This is a genomic window from Roseofilum sp. Guam (assembly GCF_017746735.1).
GTDB lineage: Bacteria > Cyanobacteriota > Cyanobacteriia > Cyanobacteriales > Desertifilaceae > Roseofilum > Roseofilum reptotaenium.
The window spans coordinates 76,802-95,821 of record NZ_JAGHZN010000029.1 but is presented as its reverse complement, the minus strand read 5'-3'; the positions used below and the strand labels follow the sequence as shown (position 1 = coordinate 95,821).

Sequence of the window (19,020 nt, the reverse complement as noted above, 5' to 3'; positions counted from 1 at the left end):
AATGCAATGTGTGATGATACAGCAGTTTCCGATCGTCTGAGGTATATTGAATCCTTTTGTTCTGGGGAACAAGGAGTAGACTTTAGTTATTTATTGAGATACGAGACGGTTACACTGTACTCCATAGAAGAGAGAAGCGCTATATTACGTATTGTTTTACAGCCGGACTTTCTGTAAAGCAAATATCAAGCAACGCATCAATATTTTCGACCAGGAAAATCGGTACACCTAATTTTTCTTCGACCTCTTCTACTGTTCGATCGTCTAAAAAACAAGTTTCGCCATGCTTTAACATCACTGTTGGCAATAAAATAGCATCCCCTAAATCTTTTCCAGACAACTTATGTAGCAAATCTTCTCCCGTCAATAAGCCAGTTACGGTCATGTCTTGTCCCCAATAGTCGCTATTCATGGCTTGTAACTGAATGGTCAAGCCTGATATCTTATTTAATTGATTCACTAAAGGGGTAAATGCTTTCTCTACAGTGTTTCCTACTACCCAAGAGAATATTTTAGGAGGAGAGACTTTAGACACGGCTCTCTCTTGTATCTTCTCTTCAAATTCGCGAATAAATAACCGAATTGATCCCACCCCATTGCCAATTTGAGGATAATCCTGATAATGGGATTCGGGAGGTAAATCTACTCCAGCGATTAAAAACCATTCATCGGCTAACCAAACTACGGTGGCATTTTTTTCTTGTTGAAATTTTTTCTGTAATCTTTGCACCTGGATAATCACTTCTTGCGCTTTTTCCACGGTTACGGGAATGAGTTCATCTTCACTAGGACGAAAACGAGTTAAGCCGACAGGAACTACAGCTACTGAAGCGACAGCAGGAATCTCTCCTTGATGAAATCTCGCTAAATCTAAAATTGTTTGCTCTAAATGATCTCCATCATTAATTCCTGGACAAACGACGACTTGGGCATGAATTTGTAAGCGTTGTTCTTGGAACCATTCCAGTTGCTGAAGAATTTGACCAGCGCGAGAATTTTTTAATAAACGATTTCTGATGTCTGGTTCGGTGGCATGAACGGAAACGTAGAGGGGGGAGAGACGCATGGCTTGAATGCGGCTCCATTCCTTGGGGCTGAGATTGGTTAAGGTTAAATAACTACCATAGAGAAAACTGAGGCGATAGTCGTCATCTTTAAGATAAAGGCTTTTACGTTTTCCGGGAGGTTGTTGATCGATAAAGCAGAAGGGACAGCGATTATTACATTGAATTAAACTGTCAAAGAAAGCGCTTTCAAATTCGAGTCCTAAATCTTGATCGTAGTCTTTTTCAATTTCGACTTGATGGGTTTTGCCTTTAAGATCGAGAACTTCAAGATCGAGAATTTCATCGGCACATAAAAACTGATAATCAATTAAGTCTCGCGGTGCTGTGCCGTTAATGGAAACAATAGCATCACCGGGTTCAAAACCGATTTCGGCGGCGATGGAGTCGGGAAGAACTTGGGAGATTTTAGCGGGACGAATGGTACTCATGGTTTAGCTATTCTGGATAAGTTGGGTGCTAATGGCGATTAAAATAACGATGCCAAAAATCAGACGATACCAGATAAAGAGCCAGGTGCTACGGGTTTGGAGAAAACGGATTAGCCAGGCAATGGCGACATAGGAGAAAAAGGCGGAGGAAACTAAGCCGATAATCAGGGGAAATAAGCCGACTCCGGCAAGTCCTTCGTCGAGTAGTCCAGCGAGTTCAACTAATCCGGCAAGGGTGATGGCGGGAATGCCAAGGAGAAAGGAAAATCGGGCGGCACTGGCGCGTTCTAATCCCATGAATAATCCAGCGGTAATGGTCGATCCGGAGCGGGAAACGCCAGGGATAATGGCGAGAGCTTGGGCACATCCCATGAGAATTCCATCTTGCATTCCGAGGCGATCGAAGTCCCGTTTTCGACTGCCCCATTTTTCGGCTAATCCGAGTAGAATAGCCATGACGATGGAGGCGATCGCAATGGCAGAGAGTTTGCGAATGGGAGATTCGTCAAAGTTGGGGACCAGTAGTTTAACCCCTAAGCCAATCACCACAATGGGTAGGGTTCCGATCGCAATCCCGGATACCATGCGGACACTATTGGACTGATAGTCTTTTTTCTGGATGGCTTGAAGGGTTCCTAGGGTCAGTTGCCTCAGATCGTCCCAAAAGTACCAGAGGACAGCACCGATACTGCCCAGTTGAATGATAGCAGAAAAGGCAACGCCTGGATCGCCCCATCCGAGTGCCACAGGGACTACTTTCAGGTGAGCAGTACTGCTAATGGGGATAAATTCTGTCATTCCTTGTACCAGTCCTAAAATAAAGGCTTGAAAGACATTAATTTGCCCGGAAACGCTGTTGGAGGGGTCTTGTGCTTGCGTGAGGGTCGGTACAAATAGGGCAGAGAGGAAGATTAGTCCAAACAGGAGGGGGCGATCGCTATTTTTTTTAAGCATTACGAATCCTTGATGGAGAACTGTCCCATTATTGCCAAAAACAGAGGGTTGTGGCTTGTAGGTTTCATTTCTCTGGCGATCGGTTATCATAGACTTATCCCCCCCAGGGGGATATCAGATCCAATAGACAGAATTAAAAAATCTGATATCTTAAACAATGTAAAGTTAAGTAACGAAACTTAATTGTGGTTCATCAAACCTTTCCCCCCTATTCTTCCTCAACATCCAAGTCAGCCTCAAATCCTGTAAAGGAAGGGTTGAAAGGGCTGGCATTCCCTCAACATTGGCAAATCTGGCTGGCATCTGGGGGGTTAGTGATTGTACCTGTGTTCTTCCAAGCCCCCTTAGTACGATTGTTCCCAGAGTTAAGTTTTGTAATGACCCTCGGCTGGATTGGTGTAAGTTGGATGCTGAGGACTCGGCACTGGGGACAGCTTTGGGGAGATCTCTTATTAGGGTTTAGTTGGAGTTGGCTAGCGGGTTCAATCTATTGGGGGTGGCTGAGGTGGGAACCCCTCTATCATTTACCCATCGAGGCGATCGCCCTACCCTTCGTTTTACTCGACCTAGTGCTGCGCTGTAGACAGTCTAGAACTTCTTGGGGATTAATCGGTCATTTCTTCTATCTCGGTTCCCTGTTGGGGACGGCGATCACCGATATTTATTTTTACCTAGTTGACCTGATCCCCCACTGGCGGCAACTGATGCAAGTTGAACCCGAATTTGTACGCCCTGTCTTTCAAGAGGCGATCGCCCAAATCTATACCCCCTGGGGGGGATTTTGGGCGGGAGCGTTGTTAACTCTCTTGCTAGTAATGGGTTTATTTCCTCTGCGCTCCAAACAAATCCAGTGGTGGGCCTTTAGTGGTGCAGTCCTCAGTACCCTAGTCGTAGACGGACTCTTCTGGCTGGCAGCCCTTTGCGCCTAAATTCCAATCGGCTTAAAAGACAACATTTTTCGATCAGTAGAAAGAAATCAGAGCTGCTCTTTATTGTGACTCAAATCACAACCCATTTCCAAAATTATCACGGAATGAAGAGAGCATCCCCAGGAGAATAAGATTAAAGACCCTTGAGAATGCTATCTCAACATCAAGCTATGGAAGTCTCCTTACATCTGCTCCCCTGTGGCCTAAGCGATCTAATTGTTCAAGCCTATACGAAGCGCAAATTAACCCAAGCTGACCGATATGGATTAATGGCGGCTATTTTAGATCCCAATCTGAGTGAAGAAGAGCAACAGGCCATCGATCGCCTGTTCTATCTTTATTATCGGGGACGCTTAGAACTAACGGATGAACTCTCAACCCTAGATGGAGAATAGCCAAATCTGAAGATTAGTGAAAAAGGGTTGATCCATTATCAGCGCATTTGATGTCCGCAACAGCGGAAAGCACGATATCATTGATCTTCAGCATAAGCAGGATACCCTTGGATGGTGACTCCTGTTCCATCACCTCCCGATCCATGATTTACCCCGATTTTTCCGAATTTAAACAGCTTGCCCAACAGGGTAATTTTATTCCCGTTTGTCAGGAATGGGTCGCTGACTTAGAAACCCCTGTTTCGGCATGGTACAAGGTTTGTGCCAATCATCCCTACAACTTTTTGCTAGAGTCGATCGAAGGTGGAGAAAAGATTGGTCGCTACAGTTTATTAGGTTGCGATCCCCTATGGATCTTAGAAGCAAGAGGCGATCGCACCACACAAACGTTTCGAGATGGCACTCAAAAAGAATTCCAAGGCGATCCTTTCGGGCACTTAGCCAATTGTTTGGAACCCTATCATCCTGTCAAACTGCCCCAACTGCCTCCGGGAATTGGGGGATTATTTGGATTTTGGGGCTATGAGCTGATTCATTGGATCGAGCCTACCGTTCCCGTCCATAAACCCGTCCATAAAGGGGATAAGACCGATCTGCCTGATGGCATTTGGATGCAGGTCGATCATCTGTTGATTTTCGATCAAGTGAAGCGCAAGATTTGGGCGATCGCCTATGTGGATGTGCGCGATCCAGAAACTCAACTCAAAAAAGCCTACAAGCAAGCGTGCGATCGGATCAAATCCCTCGTTAAGAAACTCAACAAACCCCTCTCGCGCAAACCCCTCTCCCTGGAATGGACCTCCCCAAACCGGGTTAACCCAGACTCTAGGGTGTCTTACACCAGCAACATTACCCCAGAAGCCTTCTGTGCCAACGTCAAAACAGCTCAGGACTATATCTTGGCGGGGGATATCTTTCAAGTTGTCCTCTCCCAGCGTCTCAGTACTACCTATAGCGGTAAACCTTTTGACCTCTATCGCTCCCTGAGACTAATTAATCCCTCGCCCTACATGGCCTACTTTAATTTTGGCTCTTGGCAACTGATTGGTTCATCTCCAGAAGTGATGGTCAAAGCTGACAAAGCTCCCAATGGCAAAACCATAGCCACCGTTCGACCCATTGCCGGAACCCGTCCCCGTGGCGCGACTCCAGAAGAAGACCAAGCCTTCGCCAACGAACTCTTGCAAGACCCCAAAGAAATTGCCGAGCATGTTATGCTGGTCGATTTAGGTCGCAACGATCTAGGACGAGTCTGTACCAGTGGCACCGTTAAAGTCGATGAGCTGATGGTGATTGAACGCTACTCCCATGTGATGCACATTGTCAGTAACGTCGTGGGAGAACTAGGGAGCAATCGCAGTGCCTGGGACTTACTCAAAGCCTGTTTTCCTGCTGGAACCGTCAGTGGCGCACCGAAAATTCGCGCCATGGAGATTATTCACGAACTTGAAGGAGATCGGCGCGGCCCCTACTCCGGTGTATATGGATACTACGACTTTGAAGGACAGCTCAACAGTGCCATTACCATTAGAACCATGGTTGTACAGGATAAAACCGTATCCGTTCAAGCAGGAGCTGGTCTAGTCGCTGATTCTATTCCCCAGAACGAATACCAAGAAACCCTGAATAAAGCTAAAGGATTGTTACAAGCCATTCAATGCTTGTACCCCTAAGCCTTCTCTAGAATCTGAAGGGACGAACTGGAGGCATGAAGTATAAGCAATTAGAAAATTAAATCATCGATCTGATTCAAATTGTTGATTAAATTTTGCTTGCAATTTGTCCAAAATCCCGTAATATCAAGAATGAAGACAAGCGATCGTACAAACGATTAAGCCAGGAAATTGGCTATCGTTTGTATTAATCAACCTTATACTCATTCAACTAATCTCTGAGGAGTAACACCATGGCTACATACAAAGTTACATTGAAGACCCCCACTGGTGAAACAGTAATAGACTGCCCTGAAGACGAAATTATTCTAGATATTGCCGAAGAACAAGGGCTTGACCTGCCTTATTCGTGCCGTGCCGGTGCTTGCTCCACCTGTGCTGGTAAAATCACTGCGGGTACAGTCGATCAAGACGATCAATCCTTCCTTGATGACGATCAAATCGAAGCCGGTTGGGTTCTGACCTGTATTGCTAAACCCACATCAGATTGCACCATTGAAACTCATAAAGAAGACGATCTGACCTAGTTCTTCAACTCTCAAAATCCTTAGCATAACTAAGTCCCTAAGCTACCCAAATCCCCTTTTAATGATAAGGAGATTTGGGTGCTAATCGTTTGTAAGATCCACCTAAACAGTTACGCCTAAACAATCCTCCCTAAACCTCTAAAAAACTAAGCTGAAAACAGATTAAGGAAGCAGCGAAATGGCTAAAAAAACCTACAGCGTTCGACTGGTTAACGAAGAAGAAGACCTTGATGAAATTATCGAAGTTCCTGAAGATGAATACATTTTAGATGTAGCAGAAGATCAAGGTGTGGATCTGCCCTATTCCTGTCGGTCGGGAGCCTGTTCTACCTGCGCTGGTAAGTTAGTATTACCAGAGAACACGTATCCAGAAGATGTAGTGGATCAATCAGACCAGTCTTTTTTAGACGATGGGCAAATAGAAGCCGGTTATGTTCTCACTTGTATAGCGTATGCTAAGGCAGACTGCACGATTCTTACGTATCAAGAAGAAGAACTCTATTAACTCTTAAACCTTATTCAGTTTACCCCTAGCCTCCCCAGACGGATATCGCTTCACCTGTAATCAACTCTCAAGTTAGCTAAGTTAAGCTTTAATGGGATTGAAGGTCTTATATCTCTATATTGCAGTTGTGAGGAGGCTTAAATTATGCCAACGATTAATGGAACCCCTGGGCCGGATTTACTTAATGGAACTGGGCAAGGGGATATTATCTCGGGTTTTCAAAGCAATGATACCCTGAACGGACTAGGGTTTAATGATATTATCCTTGGCAATCAGGATAACGATCTGATCGATGGTGGGCCAGGTAGGGATACCCTATTTGGCGGTCAAGGAAGCGATACACTCTTTGGTCGCACAGAGGCGGATCAGATCTCAGGGGACTTTGGAGATGACTTTATCTCTGGAGGTGAGGGTATTGATTTAATCCTGGGAGGGCCAGGTAACGATCAGATTTCAGGAGGCTCATTTAATGATGCCCTCTTTGGAGGAACAGGTATAGATGCCATTAATGGGAATGGAGGGAACGATCTCATTTATGGCGGCCAAGATAATGATTATCTCGTGGGGAGTGCAGGGAATGACAGCCTCCTGGGAGATTTAGGTAACGATACCATTGAAGGTAGAGACGGTTTAGAAAGTATTCGAGGAGGTCAAGGGATTGATTTCATCTCTGGCGGGAATGATACGGATACAATTTTTGGTGATAATGATGGTGATGTGATAACTGGGGATGGGGGTGCAGATAGTCTCCTCGGTGGTAATGGTGCCGATTTTGTGGCTGGTGGTACAGAAAATGATACCCTGCTGGGAGATCCAGGTAATGATTCCCTGTTTGGGGGACAAAATGAGGATCGGATGGAAGGGGGAGAGGGTAATGATTTCCTTTCCGGCGATCGCGGTAATGATACGCTACAAGGCAATGCCGGTAATGATGCCCTAGCTGGAGATTCAAATAACACTATACCCGGTAATGACTTTCTCTTTGGCGGTACGGGAGCAGATACCTTACTGGGTGGGGCAGGACGAGATACCTTTGCGATTGATGCCAACTCTGGTAGTTTCCAGCTCTCGGGTGCAGATGTAGTCAACGACTTCTTTGTAGATGCAAATGGAAACAAGGAAGATAGAATCGGCTTAGGAGGCGGACTAACCTTTGCTAACCTATCTATTACCCAAGGAACAGGAGCCAATGCCAATGATGTAATCATTCGTCAGAGAGGGAGTGCAGGTCAAGCCGGGCAAGTACTGGGTGATTATTTAATGGTCTTGAGAAACGTCAACGTGGCCCTGATTAACCAAACTGATTTTGTCACGGTTGATCTGCCCACCCCGACTCCAAGCCCAACGCCAACCCCTACGCCAACCCCTACGCCAACCCCTACCCCCACTCCTACCCCCACTCCCAGCAACCAACGACCCACCGCTCCCCAATTAGTCGGTGGAGAAGTACTGACGGTTAGTAATGACAGTGGCATTGATGCCACCCAACCGGGAACAGTAATTGGGCAAATCCGATCCTCAGACAATTCCGGGATTCAATCCTATGAAATTTCCCGTGTTACTGGAGGGGCTTCTACCACTAACTTTAGTATCAATTCAAGTGGAAATATTACCCTCAACAGCGCTCCGGGTGGCAATGGGCCCTTTGGCTTGGTAGTACGCTCTACGAATACCGGGGGCAGAGTATCAGAAGAAGCAACAATTAATGTCTATACCACTGTGGGCACAGCCAGTGCCGATCCAATCCTCCGCAATGGTCAGAATAATAGCTTCCCTACAACCGGCAATGTATCGGGTCAAGATACGATTATTGTTGCTCCCGGTAAATATGATGAAGCTAGCTTAAGTGTTACTCAGAATACTACCCTGCGATTTACCATTCCTCCCGATGCTACAGGAGCAGGCGTTGCCCGATTAACTGCACCAGCGGTTCCTACTCCCATTACGGGTAGTTTGGTTGCTGGTACAACCCTATCGGAAAACTTCCGAGGGAATAGCTCTAGTGACTTGTTCTTTGGAGGACAGGGGGCCGATACCCTGAACGGAGTATCTGGGCAAGATTATTATGTATATACCGCCCTGAATGAAGGAGGGGATGTTATTCAAGGCTTTGGCAATAGTAGTGTGATTTTGGTTAATGCTCAGACCTTTGGTGCAGGTCTAACAGCGGGACAATTGTCTCAAGGACAGTTATTCTTGTCTAATTCCCCCTTTAATCCGGCTAGCCCTCCGAGTGCTTATCAGAATGCTGCCAATGGTAACCAGATCCGCTTTATTTACGATTCCCAAGGCAACCTGTTCTTTGATGCGAATGGCTCGGCGGCTGGTGGTATCGCCAATAATCAACCCCTAGCAGTTCTCAATGCTCCCGGTCGTCCCTCGGTGAGTAACTTTAGTAATGCTAATATTTTTGTCTATTAACGCAATTGGGTAATGGGTAATGGGTAATAGGGAATCTCGCTTATCTCCCTATTACCCCAAAATTGTATCCTGTGATACAATTTTGGGGCGATTTGTGAAGAAAATCCTGAAATCCATAGAAATTAAAGGTTTAGCCGATCCATATGGGGATGACAGAGATTAGAATAATCCAGTGAAACTCTGAAATAATGGGAGTTTCAGCAGTTTAACCTGAAAAGGAGATGCAAAATGAATAAAGGTGAATTGGTCGATAAGGTGTCTGAAAAGGCTTCAGTGACCAAAAAACAAGCGGATGCGGTGTTGAGTGCTGCCCTGGAAGCGATTATGGAAGCGGTGTCTGAAGGCGACAAAGTGACCTTGGTTGGCTTTGGGTCGTTTGAGTCGCGGGAGCGGAAAGCACGAGAAGGACGCAATCCTAAAACTGGAGATAAAATGGAAATCCCGGCGACTAAAGTTCCTGCGTTTTCGGCGGGTAAGCTGTTTAAGGAAAGAGTAGCTCCTCCGAAAGACGAGTAAGTTTCCGATTTATTCCATTAAGTCAGTGTCTTTCCAACGTCCGGTTCATGGAGGAAATGTTGTTTGGGCAGCCTCAATTGCAGGCTGTTCACCCGATCGCCTTCTGGATTTTTCCGCTAGTATCAATCCGTTAGGCCCTCCACAATCGGCGATCGCCGCAATTACAACCCATTTACATCGGATTACCCTGTACCCAGATCCCCAGTATTCCCAGCTACGGGAACATCTGGGGCGATTTCATCAACTGTCCCCAGAGTTCATTTGGCCGGGGAATGGGGCGGCAGAATTACTGACTTGGATTGCTCGTCAGTTTCAAGAGTGTGGCGGTGTGACATTACTCACTCCCGCATTTCGGGACTATGAACGAGCGCTTCAAGCGTTTGGGGTTCCCATTCAACCCTATCCCCTAAATTGGTCTGGGTTAACCTCTTCCCTTCGTGATTCTGCTAACCCTGGATCGGGCTTATTACTGAATAATCCCCATAATCCGACGGGCAAATTATGGCGGCGTGAGGAGATTTTGCCGATTTTGGATCGATTTAAGTTTGTGGTAATTGATGAGGCGTTTATGGACTTCCTAGACCCCTCAGAAGACCAAAGTTTAATCCCCCTGCTCCAAGATTATCCTCATCTGGTGATTGTGCGATCGCTCACTAAGTTTTATAGTTTGCCCGGCCTGCGTCTGGGTTATGCGATCGCCCATCCAGGCTTAATTGCACAATGGCAAAACTGGCGCGATCCTTGGCCGGTGAATATCCTTGCGGAAGTAGCCGGAATTGCGGCGATCCAAGATTATGAGTTTCAACGGCAAACTTGGGACTGGTTACCCCCCACCCGCAAGTATCTTTTTGAAGGGTTGCGATCGCTGCCGGGATTCGATCCTTACCCAGGAGCGGCGAATTTCTTGTTAGTCAAGGTCGATCGGTCCGTTAAGAAGCTACAAGAGCGGTTATTAAAAGAACACCAGATCCTGATCCGAGACTGTGCGAGTTTTCCTGAACTGGGCGATCTCTATTTCCGGATTGCCATCCGTTCGCAGAGTGATAATCAACGGTTGCTCGATGCTCTTGGCAATTAACTCAACTCTTGATTAACTCATATCAATTAAGCAATCAATTAAACAAAAGAACCCTGAGCACTGTATCATTCCAGTTTATTAACTCTCGACTGTTGGGCTAAAATGCCGTATTTGGGAGCAAACACCATAGCTAGAATAAAGAAGAGGGTCAACAGTACTACGATCGCTCCTCCTGTGGAGATATCCAGATGATAACTGAAATAGGTTCCCAGGATGCACGATAGCACACTACTAGTAATAGAGAGTCCCATCATCCGATCGAAGCGATCGGTCAGTAAATAGGCTATTGCTCCTGGAGTCACGAGCATAGCAATCACCAGAATAATACCCGCCGTTTGCAAAGCCGTAACAATGGTTAGAGCCAAAACTGACAACAAGGTATAATACATCAATTGGATATTCAACCCGATCGCCTTAGCATGATTGGGATCGAAACAGAACAGCAATAAATCCTTACGTCGCAACAGAATCACCAGTAACGTTATGGTTCCTGCAATCAGAGTTTGAATAATATCACTGTCAGAAATTCCCAACACATTGCCAAACAGGATATGAAACAAATCCACATTACTGGGAATTTTGGTAATCAACACAATTCCAAAGGCAAAAAAACCGGTAAAAACTACGCCAATTACCGCATCTTCTTTTAACCGAGTTTTCGATTGCACATACCCTATCGCCACCGTTGCGCCAAATCCAAACAAGAATGCTCCCACTGCAAAGGGAATATTCAGAGCATAGGCAACAACCACCCCAGGAACCACCGCATGGGAAACCGCATCCCCCATCAGCGACCAGCCTTTGAGGGTAATATAACAGGAGAGTACAGCACAAACTAAACCGACAAAGGCACTCACCCACAACGCTCGGACTAAAAATCCATATTCTAGGGGTTCAAGGAGCCAATCTAATAGAGCTGGGGAATAGGGAATTGTCAAGAATCAGCCTCAAAATTTGGGGACAGGGAGCGTAAACTTTGCACGGGTAAACGATTATCCAATACAATCACTTTACCGTCTTGGGCGAGCACGAGCGCCAAAAATGGCCATGATTTCATCTTGACGCTGCCATGATCAACAAATCGAATGGCAGTGTCAAGATGAAAGAGGTTAGTGCAGCACCATTTCAGATCCCATTTTATCCGGCCGGCGTGCGTTTTCGCGTCTTGCGTAGAGCTGGAATTGCCCACAGAATCAATCCGGTTACTGAAAGTATAATCGTCGTCATGCCCAGAATTGTTCCAGATGTTCTTCGCATTGACTCGTTGATAATTTCTCCTGTATGGACATGCTCAATCCAATCTGCCCATCGATAACTTTGGCTCAGAACCTCACCCGTTTGAGCGTCAAGTTGCACCTCTAGGGGGATATGCCCTTTTGCACGAACCTTGTACGTCCCTTTATTGAGCCGGATATCAATCCTGTTAATATCATCTGGCGTTTGAAATTCTGGCAAATTGAGTAACATCACCTTCTCAACTGCCTCAGACAGTGGCATCATCGTTTCTATACTGCCCTCTGTCCCCCTAGCAGTTGATGCTTGCATCCAGTCATAAGCACCTTTATAAGAGAGGAAAATGCCTGTTACTGCTAGCGAAATCAGAAAAATACACAGTGCAACTCCCAAGTACTTATGAATATTAAGGTTCCACTTCATCAGCTTTCTTTTGAATGATGACATACTCATCTCCTGTTCGTTATTCAGAGTGGTCAAATAGCTTTTTATCTATACTTTGCACGCCTACAGCCCCAACAAGAGTCAGTGAGCTAAATGGATGATCTTATTAAGACTATTTCGCATATAGATAAAAGAGCCTAGAGGCAATTATTGATAGCTACAGGGGAGTTAGTGCCTATACTCCCTTTCACTAATCAGAATATATTGCAACTAGAAGAGTAGAGTTGACTTTACTTAAATAGAGGTTAACTTAACTATTTCTTAATTATGCACTTAAGGATATAGCAAAAAAGTATACCGCCTCATCAAAGACTTGAGGGCTAATATGAAATTCTTAGATGTTTGCTACATGATGACTGATATCATTTCTCTATGATGATGCGCTTTAACAAGGGGCTTGGGGGCCCATTGTCTCTCAGGAATCGATTAGTTGCAAGATTAAAGAGCAATGGTATGACACGGAGACGCGAAGATTGCTGTGTAGCACGAATAAATACGACAAACCTCACTGGGCACAGACAACTTTTGAACTTTGGCAGAATCTCGGAAAGTGACAAGTGACAAAAGAGGGATGGTCAAGAATCGATCTCAAAATTTGGGGACAAAGAGTGTAAACTTTGTACGGGTAAACCGCCAAACGTCATCGCTAGGTTCTCTTGGGTAAAGGTTTCTGCTGTGGTTCCAGATGCCAGAATCGTCTGATTAATTAAAATTGTGCGATCGCAGAATGTGGAAATCGAGGCTAGATCGTGGGTAGAGACCAGAATTGTGTATCCTTCATTGCGCAACTGCATCAGCAAATCAACGATTCGCTTCTCCGTTTTCACATCCACCCCGGTAAAGGGTTCGTCCAATAAAATCACTTTACCGTCTTGAGAGAGCGATCGCGCCAAAAATGCCCGTTTCTTTTGTCCTCCTGAGAGTTCCCCAATTTGCCGATTCCGAAACTCTACCATTCCCACCCGCTCTAAACTTTCCATCACCAACCGCCGATCTTTCGCGCTCGGAATTCGCAGCATATTCATATAGCCATAGCGTCCCATCATCACCACATCAAAGACGCTGACCGGAAAATTCCAATCCACCTCATCCGACTGGGGAACATACGCCATTAACTGCCGCTTTTGAGCCATTTCCACCCGCATACCACCCACCCGAATTTGTCCTTGCTTTGGGGGTAAAAAGCCCATAATTGATTTAAATAATGTCGATTTTCCGCCTCCATTGGGCCCCACTAAGGCGGTAATCGTTCCGGGTTCCACCGTACAGTTGGCATTATAAATAGCCAACCGAGCATTACTGTAAGTAACACTCAGATTATTAACGGTTATATTGAGCGGTTCAGTCAAAGATGACATCGTTTTCTCCAGTGGGTAATTATGGAATTTTCAATGGATTGATTTAGGATTGCTCTCCCACAAGAGAGAGAAGGAAGGCAACTATAACAATCCATTCGTAATCAGTTGCACATCATATTCGAGTAACTCTAAAAATGTGGGGACAGGCCCCTCTGCTGTAGACAAGGAATCAACATAAAGATTGCCACCAAACGTTGCGCCTGTGGTTTCCGCCACTTGCTTTTGTCCTTTATCATTCACCGTTGTTTCACAAAAAATTGCGGGAATTTGCTTACTTTTCACTTGATCGATCACCCCTTTAACTTGTTTGGGCGTAAACTGTTGCTCGGAATTAATCGGCCAGATATAAATTTCATTCATCCCGTAATCTCGCGCCAGATAAGAAAAAGCGCCTTCACAGGTAACTAAGTAACGTTGATTTTCGGGAACTTTTTGTATGGCTTCGCGCAGTTTTTGGTCAATGACTTTGAGCTTTGCACTATAAGCTGCTGCATTCGTGTTATAGGTTTCGGCGTTGTCTGGATCGAGGGTAACAAACGCTTGGCGGATATTTTCCACATAAATTAGGGCATTTTGGGGAGACATCCAGGCATGGGGATTGGGTTTGTCAGTGTAGGGGCCTTCAGCAATGGGAATGGGTTCAATGCCTTCAGTTAAGAGGACAGAGGGCACATTTTCCAGGTTGCCTAAAAATTGCTCAAACCACCGCTCTAGATTCATGCCGTTATATAAAATTAGGTCAGCATCTTGGGCTTTGGTGAGGTCGCTGGGAGTGGGTTCGTAACCGTGAATTTCTGCACCGATGCGGGTAATGGACTCGACAGTTAGTTGATCCCCGGCAACGTTTTGGGCAATATCAGCAAGAACGCTAAAGGTGGTGAGGACTTTCTTTTTATTTTCGGTTTCTCCAATGGTAGAGCTTGGATTTTCAGGCGTTGGGTCTAAGGTTGTATTGCTCTCTATACCTGCACAGCTTGTCAGACCTAGGGTGAGGACTAAACTGGCGATCGCCATTAAGGTGGATGGATAGGAGTAAGGCATCGAGAAATCAGCTCGGTTAATTTCATAATTGTTTCATCTTTCATATTTATATCATAATTGGCTCGGTGTGTATTTAAAAAATTTGTAGGGGCGAAAACTTTTTCGCCCCTACAGGAATATTGGGATGGGGGTTGAATTAGCCTTTGAGCTTGCGACGCAAGAGTCCGCCACCAATACCACCAACAAGAGTCGCCCCTACAACCCCAGCGAGAATGTAACGATTGGCGATACGGTTACGGTTGTGGGTATGGTAAGGATGTCCCTCAAGATAGCTGATATTCTCTGATTCAATCCCTTCGCCGCTCACGGGAACGATAATGTTATCCCAATGACCGCCTTCTCCAATTTCTACAGACCACTCACCGGGAATGGAGGGATCGGGTTGGAGGACAAATTCACCATTCTCATCTGTTGTGGTTTCGAGCCAAGGTGTGGTGGGGTCGTTGGGAGCGTAAACGACGACAGGGGCACCTTCAAAGGCTTCACCGGTACTAAACATCGATTGGATTTCCAGGCGATCAGACATAGACTGGTAATCTGTTTCTACGGAGTGGGCAAGGGCAACTTTGGGTAAGCTCACGATGCTCAGTAGCACGGCAGATAGGGTAAGGAAGGATTTCATTACGATACTCTCCTGTTGGTTCTGAGGATTTTAGTCAATCTTAAAAGCAAATCACTGGCATTGGGCACATAGATACTGCTTATTGCCCATAGACCAATTCTTCGTAACATGGCTCGGTTAATCAGGATCTGATCTCCATTAAACATGGGGTGAGGTTGTGGAATGGGAGCGTCTTGAGCGCTGGAGGCGAAAAGCGAGCAAGATGTTTGCACAACTGGCTTTACCTCATTTTTTTCCCGATCGCCCCTCTTTCTTTCCATCTTGTGATTAACATCACCCAAAATATTCTGTCAAGTCACAGAAATATTTCTTTACAATTTGTTATATTAGTTTACAACAACGAGAAACACAGAGGTCAACCTGATGTACACAACGGTCAATCCTGAAGGACAGCTCAATAATTATGCTAACGAGCCTCAAATGTACTATGCAGATTTTCCTAGTCAAGAACAGCAGCAACGCTACATGCTCCAAGGGGCGATCTCTATCTTTCTCACCACCGCTTTAATCCTCACTGGAATTGCTGTGAGCTAACTCTCTTCTCTCCTCTCTATAAAAACGCTAGTCGGGCCGCTTAGTTAACTCCTAGGTGGCTTTTCTTTTTATGAGGCAATCGGTCTTAGGTTAGCAAAGCCGATCGCACTCAGGAAAAATCCCAATTGCACGATGACAATACTGGGGCCGGAGGGCAAGTCAAATAGAGCAGAGAGGACAATGCCGCATAAAGCGGCGATCGCCCCAATAACCGCAGATAAGATCGCATAGGTGGTGAAGTTCTGAGTCATTAAGCGAGCAGAACAGGCAGGAATGACAATAAAAGCGCTTACCAATAACACCCCGATCGCTTTGATCGCGACACCAACAACAAGGGAAAGCAGCACGACGAAGGCGGTACGATGGGTTTCTACCGATACACCACGGGCGATCGCCATCGGTTCATGAAGTGTCAACATCATCTGAGTGCGCAACGTTGAGGCAATAAATCCAATACAAACCAATAATAGGAGTGTGCTAATGATTAGATCGAAGGTTTGTAGAGCTAAAATATCCCCAAAAAGTAAGTGATTGATCCCTCCTTTGTATTCCCCTATCAGACTGAGAGTAATAATGGCAAAGGCTAAGGAGGAGGAATAAACAATATTGAGGACAGCATCTGTCCACAGTTGGGTGCGCTCTAGAAAGGTATTGACCACCAGGGCAAAGATCACCGCAAAGGGAAGAATGACCCATGAAGGATTCAGACCTAATAATAGCCCTAAACTTAATCCCAAGAGGGTCGAGTGTCCCAGGGCATCACTAAAAAATGAGAGTTGCCGTAAAATAGTAAAACTCCCTAACAGTCCCCCCATTGTTCCCATTAATATGCCTCCCATCAGTGCCCGTTGCATAAAGGCAAATTGGAAGAGTTCTATAGCGCGTGAGATTTCGGTTTCCATTAAATTCACAATTAACAACGTTGTAGAGCTGGTTGACAAACAATCTACGAAACTCATCCATCACTTTACGCAACCCGCCCTCATCCCCTAACTCCTAGCCATTTTTAATGTTTAATTGATCTTAGGATCGACAGGAATGATGATAACGAGTAAAGGCAGAACCGTAAGCGGCGATTAGGTTTTCCGTACTGAGGGTGTTTTCTGGTGTCCCTTGACAGAGTAAGGTACGGTTAAGACACAGGACGCGATCGCATTGTTTTTTCACCATATCCAAATCATGGGAAATCTGTAAAATTGCCCAATGATATTCTTGTTTCAGTTCTTCGAGGAGTTGATAAAATTCGGCTTCTCCTCGGATATCTAATCCCGCAGGGGCTTCATCTAAAATCAGTAATTTTCGGGGTCTAGCCAGACAATAAGCGAGTAAGATGCGCTTGGTTTCTCCACCGGAAAGTTGACTAATGGGTTTGTGTTTTAAATGCCAGGCATCCACCCGCGAGAGCGCTTCTCGGACGGCTTTACGGCGTTCTCGATAGCCTGACCAGGGCAATTGAAAACCGAGCCGATCCCAACCTAAGCCGACCAGTTCAGCTACCGTCATGGGCAGACGGCGATCGAAGAGAAAATTTTGCGGTAAATAGGCGATTTGTTGACGAATTTGCGCCGGCAATTTACCTTGAGGACTCATCGGTTTTCCTAATATGGAAATATGACCTGATTTTCGAGGTAAGATGCCTAAAATGGCTTGAATTAGGGTGCTTTTTCCTGCTCCATTGGGGCCGATGAGGGCGGTATCTGTACCCGTGGATAAAGTAAAGGATACATCACGCACGACCCCTGGCGTGCAATCGCGATCGACGATTAAGCCTTCAACTTCCAATACTATTTCGGTCAAGCTCGATCTCCTGGTTTCTTAAGGTTCTCTAGGCTTTTCCTTGATTAGCGGATTTTTGGACTAGGAGAGCCTGTGTAGAATGATTATCATTTTAGAGTATCACGGGAGAAAAAACAAGGCGATCGGGAGAATATAGCGTTAGACAATAGGTAATATCAAATCCTTAGATACGTGCTACAGATGGTTAACACTCCAGACACGGAGAAACGGAGACACGGGAATTGATGTGTAGCGTAATTTTTAGGATTTGATATAATAGGTAGTTTCACCCTTCTCTTGAGGAGTCCATAGTCAAAATACGAAATAATAAAAACTGCGTTTTCTGATAGGAATTAAAATTATCATCACTGACTAAAATTAAGCTGGGACTGCCATCGGCAAAATGGGGGCCAAATGTCATCCCTTCGAGGTTATCCAAGGTAATGTCCAACCGATCTAAATCTAAAACCAATTGTTTACGAATAGGTTTCAACTCTCCTAAATTGCCTTGAAGAGAGGATACATTAGAAATATCGCTGGCCGATCCAGTCACGGCTTGGAATAGTTTGGCTGTAACTACAGAGCCATTAAAAGAGCGCTCTAGGGTGAGAAAATGTCCGGGTTCATCTAAGGCTAAAATTTCTGTTAATCCTTGGGAGAGAATATCTGGTTCAGGTGTATCAAGTTCATAGAAATGTTCGGAAACTAACAGGGGTGGCCCTTCGCTGAGGAGATAATGCATCCACCGGGTTCTGGTATTAACTAATTCTTTGGCTTCTGGATCTCGATCTTGGATTAAGGCGGCTTCTGTCGCAACAAATACGCGTAAAGGTTCACCAGTTGTGGGAACGAGGCCGATGGGGTTGGTAGTTAAGGACTCAAACCCTAGGTTATTTTGTACCCCTTTTTGTTGTTCTTTTCCTGAAGTATCAGGGATATAGCGTTGAGGAATGGGAAGCTGATTCAGCCATTGTCCTGTTTGCCGGTCATATTCAGCGATCGCCGGGGGGATCTGTTGGTCTGCAACCCCTTCACTGGCAATGAGTAGGGTTTGGTTGGGGGTGAGAGCTAACCCTTCTGGATCGAGGCTACCTTCTGCGTATGGCGTACCTTCCGGGGTTTTTAAGGCAGTAACGGTTTCTACCTCAATTTCAAAGGGGTCAAGACTCAAATTCAAGGTATAAAAGCGAGCGGGGCTGTGGAAACTGCGGTCATCCGAAAGAGCATAGAGGCGATCGCGTTGGCGATCGTAGGCGATCGCCGATAACCCACCCACGGTGGTTTCCTGAAACTCCTGTTTGGGTAGGGTGACTTCTCCCACCCATTCCAAAGATAAGGGCAAAAACAGCCGATCTTGGGCACTCACTTGCGGTAGACTACAACCGGTCAGCAACCCAAGCAGACACACACTGAAGACAAAAAGGGGAACTAAGAAGCGTTTCATTCGGGCAAAACTCATATAGCACTTTGTGCTAGGGAATAGGATTGTGGTACATGGCTTTGGGAATTCAACAGTGTA

At 45.6% G+C, this 19,020-nt stretch carries 20 protein-coding genes; 9 read left to right on the top strand and 11 right to left on the bottom strand.

The window, feature by feature from the left end; all coding sequences use genetic code 11:
* Window positions 1-139: 139 nt before the first annotated feature.
* On the bottom strand, window positions 140-1,495 hold the full coding sequence (locus J7529_RS13035) for a TIGR03279 family radical SAM protein (RefSeq protein ID WP_318729312.1): 1,356 nt from the start codon (window positions 1,493-1,495) through the stop codon (window positions 140-142).
* 3 nt (window positions 1,496-1,498) lie between these two features.
* Window positions 1,499-2,449: an undecaprenyl-diphosphate phosphatase gene (locus tag J7529_RS13030; protein WP_413038882.1), complete on the bottom strand. Its 951-nt coding sequence runs from the start codon at window positions 2,447-2,449 to the stop codon at window positions 1,499-1,501.
* Window positions 2,450-2,634: 185 nt separating this feature from the next.
* On the opposite strand from J7529_RS13030, the gene J7529_RS13025 reads away from it, so the two are divergent.
* The 8 genes from J7529_RS13025 (at window position 2,635) to cobD (ending at window position 10,493) form a co-directional block, all read left to right on the top strand.
* The gene (locus tag J7529_RS13025) at window positions 2,635-3,378 is read left to right on the top strand and encodes a DUF3120 domain-containing protein (RefSeq protein WP_318729310.1); all 744 of its coding nucleotides are present in this window, start codon (window positions 2,635-2,637) and stop codon (window positions 3,376-3,378) included.
* 149 nt (window positions 3,379-3,527) lie between these two features.
* On the top strand, window positions 3,528-3,773 hold the full coding sequence (locus J7529_RS13020) for a hypothetical protein (RefSeq protein WP_271936238.1): 246 nt from the start codon (window positions 3,528-3,530) through the stop codon (window positions 3,771-3,773).
* 143 nt (window positions 3,774-3,916) lie between these two features.
* A complete protein-coding gene (gene trpE / locus J7529_RS13015) occupies window positions 3,917-5,446 on the top strand; it encodes an anthranilate synthase component I (protein ID WP_318729309.1) in 1,530 nt (509 codons plus the stop codon).
* Between the two features lie 233 nt (window positions 5,447-5,679).
* Window positions 5,680-5,973, top strand: a complete 294-nt coding sequence (locus J7529_RS13010; protein WP_318698632.1) for a ferredoxin — start codon at window positions 5,680-5,682, stop codon at window positions 5,971-5,973.
* Between the two features lie 178 nt (window positions 5,974-6,151).
* Entirely contained in the window at window positions 6,152-6,478 is a 327-nt protein-coding gene (locus tag J7529_RS13005; RefSeq protein ID WP_271936243.1) for a 2Fe-2S iron-sulfur cluster-binding protein, read from the top strand.
* Window positions 6,479-6,622: 144 nt separating this feature from the next.
* Window positions 6,623-8,899: a hypothetical protein gene (locus tag J7529_RS13000; RefSeq protein ID WP_318729308.1), complete on the top strand. Its 2,277-nt coding sequence runs from the start codon at window positions 6,623-6,625 to the stop codon at window positions 8,897-8,899.
* Between the two features lie 228 nt (window positions 8,900-9,127).
* A complete protein-coding gene (locus J7529_RS12995) occupies window positions 9,128-9,415 on the top strand; it encodes an HU family DNA-binding protein (RefSeq protein ID WP_271944720.1) in 288 nt (95 codons plus the stop codon).
* Between the two features lie 25 nt (window positions 9,416-9,440).
* Window positions 9,441-10,493 carry a threonine-phosphate decarboxylase CobD gene (cobD, locus tag J7529_RS12990; RefSeq protein ID WP_318729307.1) on the top strand — a complete coding sequence of 351 codons (1,053 nt, stop codon included), beginning with the start codon at window positions 9,441-9,443 and terminating at the stop codon, window positions 10,491-10,493.
* Window positions 10,494-10,558: 65 nt separating this feature from the next.
* Here cobD and J7529_RS12985 read toward each other — a convergent pair whose 3' ends face one another.
* The 6 genes from J7529_RS12985 to J7529_RS12960 form a co-directional block, all read right to left on the bottom strand.
* The gene (locus J7529_RS12985) at window positions 10,559-11,431 is read right to left on the bottom strand and encodes a metal ABC transporter permease (protein WP_318729306.1); all 873 of its coding nucleotides are present in this window, start codon (window positions 11,429-11,431) and stop codon (window positions 10,559-10,561) included.
* Entirely contained in the window at window positions 11,428-11,550 is a 123-nt protein-coding gene (locus J7529_RS12980; protein WP_318729305.1) for a hypothetical protein, read from the bottom strand. Before J7529_RS12980 ends, J7529_RS12985 begins: the two co-directional genes overlap by 4 nt.
* Window positions 11,551-11,630: 80 nt before the next feature.
* Complete coding sequence (locus tag J7529_RS12975; RefSeq protein ID WP_318729304.1) at window positions 11,631-12,149, bottom strand: PepSY-associated TM helix domain-containing protein; 519 nt, start codon at window positions 12,147-12,149, stop codon at window positions 11,631-11,633.
* A 596-nt stretch (window positions 12,150-12,745) separates the two neighbouring features.
* Complete coding sequence (locus J7529_RS12970) at window positions 12,746-13,528, bottom strand: metal ABC transporter ATP-binding protein (protein ID WP_318729303.1); 783 nt, start codon at window positions 13,526-13,528, stop codon at window positions 12,746-12,748.
* Between the two features lie 81 nt (window positions 13,529-13,609).
* Window positions 13,610-14,569, bottom strand: coding sequence for a metal ABC transporter substrate-binding protein (locus J7529_RS12965; RefSeq protein WP_318729302.1), 960 nt, complete (start codon window positions 14,567-14,569; stop codon window positions 13,610-13,612).
* 136 nt (window positions 14,570-14,705) lie between these two features.
* The gene (locus J7529_RS12960; RefSeq protein WP_318729301.1) at window positions 14,706-15,191 is read right to left on the bottom strand and encodes a hypothetical protein; all 486 of its coding nucleotides are present in this window, start codon (window positions 15,189-15,191) and stop codon (window positions 14,706-14,708) included.
* 363 nt (window positions 15,192-15,554) lie between these two features.
* Between J7529_RS12960 and psb34 the strand changes: the two genes are divergently transcribed.
* Window positions 15,555-15,725 (top strand): photosystem II assembly protein Psb34, encoded by a 171-nt coding sequence (gene psb34 / locus J7529_RS12955; protein WP_318729300.1) that lies wholly within the window; start codon window positions 15,555-15,557, stop codon window positions 15,723-15,725.
* A gap of 68 nt (window positions 15,726-15,793) precedes the next feature.
* Here psb34 and J7529_RS12950 read toward each other — a convergent pair whose 3' ends face one another.
* The 3 genes from J7529_RS12950 to J7529_RS12940 all read right to left on the bottom strand — a co-directional run bounded on the left by J7529_RS12950 (window position 15,794) and on the right by J7529_RS12940 (window position 18,945).
* Window positions 15,794-16,627 (bottom strand): metal ABC transporter permease, encoded by an 834-nt coding sequence (locus J7529_RS12950; RefSeq protein ID WP_271944766.1) that lies wholly within the window; start codon window positions 16,625-16,627, stop codon window positions 15,794-15,796.
* Between the two features lie 121 nt (window positions 16,628-16,748).
* Window positions 16,749-17,522 carry a metal ABC transporter ATP-binding protein gene (locus J7529_RS12945; protein ID WP_318729298.1) on the bottom strand — a complete coding sequence of 258 codons (774 nt, stop codon included), beginning with the start codon at window positions 17,520-17,522 and terminating at the stop codon, window positions 16,749-16,751.
* Between the two features lie 265 nt (window positions 17,523-17,787).
* Complete coding sequence (locus J7529_RS12940) at window positions 17,788-18,945, bottom strand: esterase-like activity of phytase family protein (protein ID WP_318729297.1); 1,158 nt, start codon at window positions 18,943-18,945, stop codon at window positions 17,788-17,790.
* Window positions 18,946-19,020 lie beyond the last annotated feature (75 nt).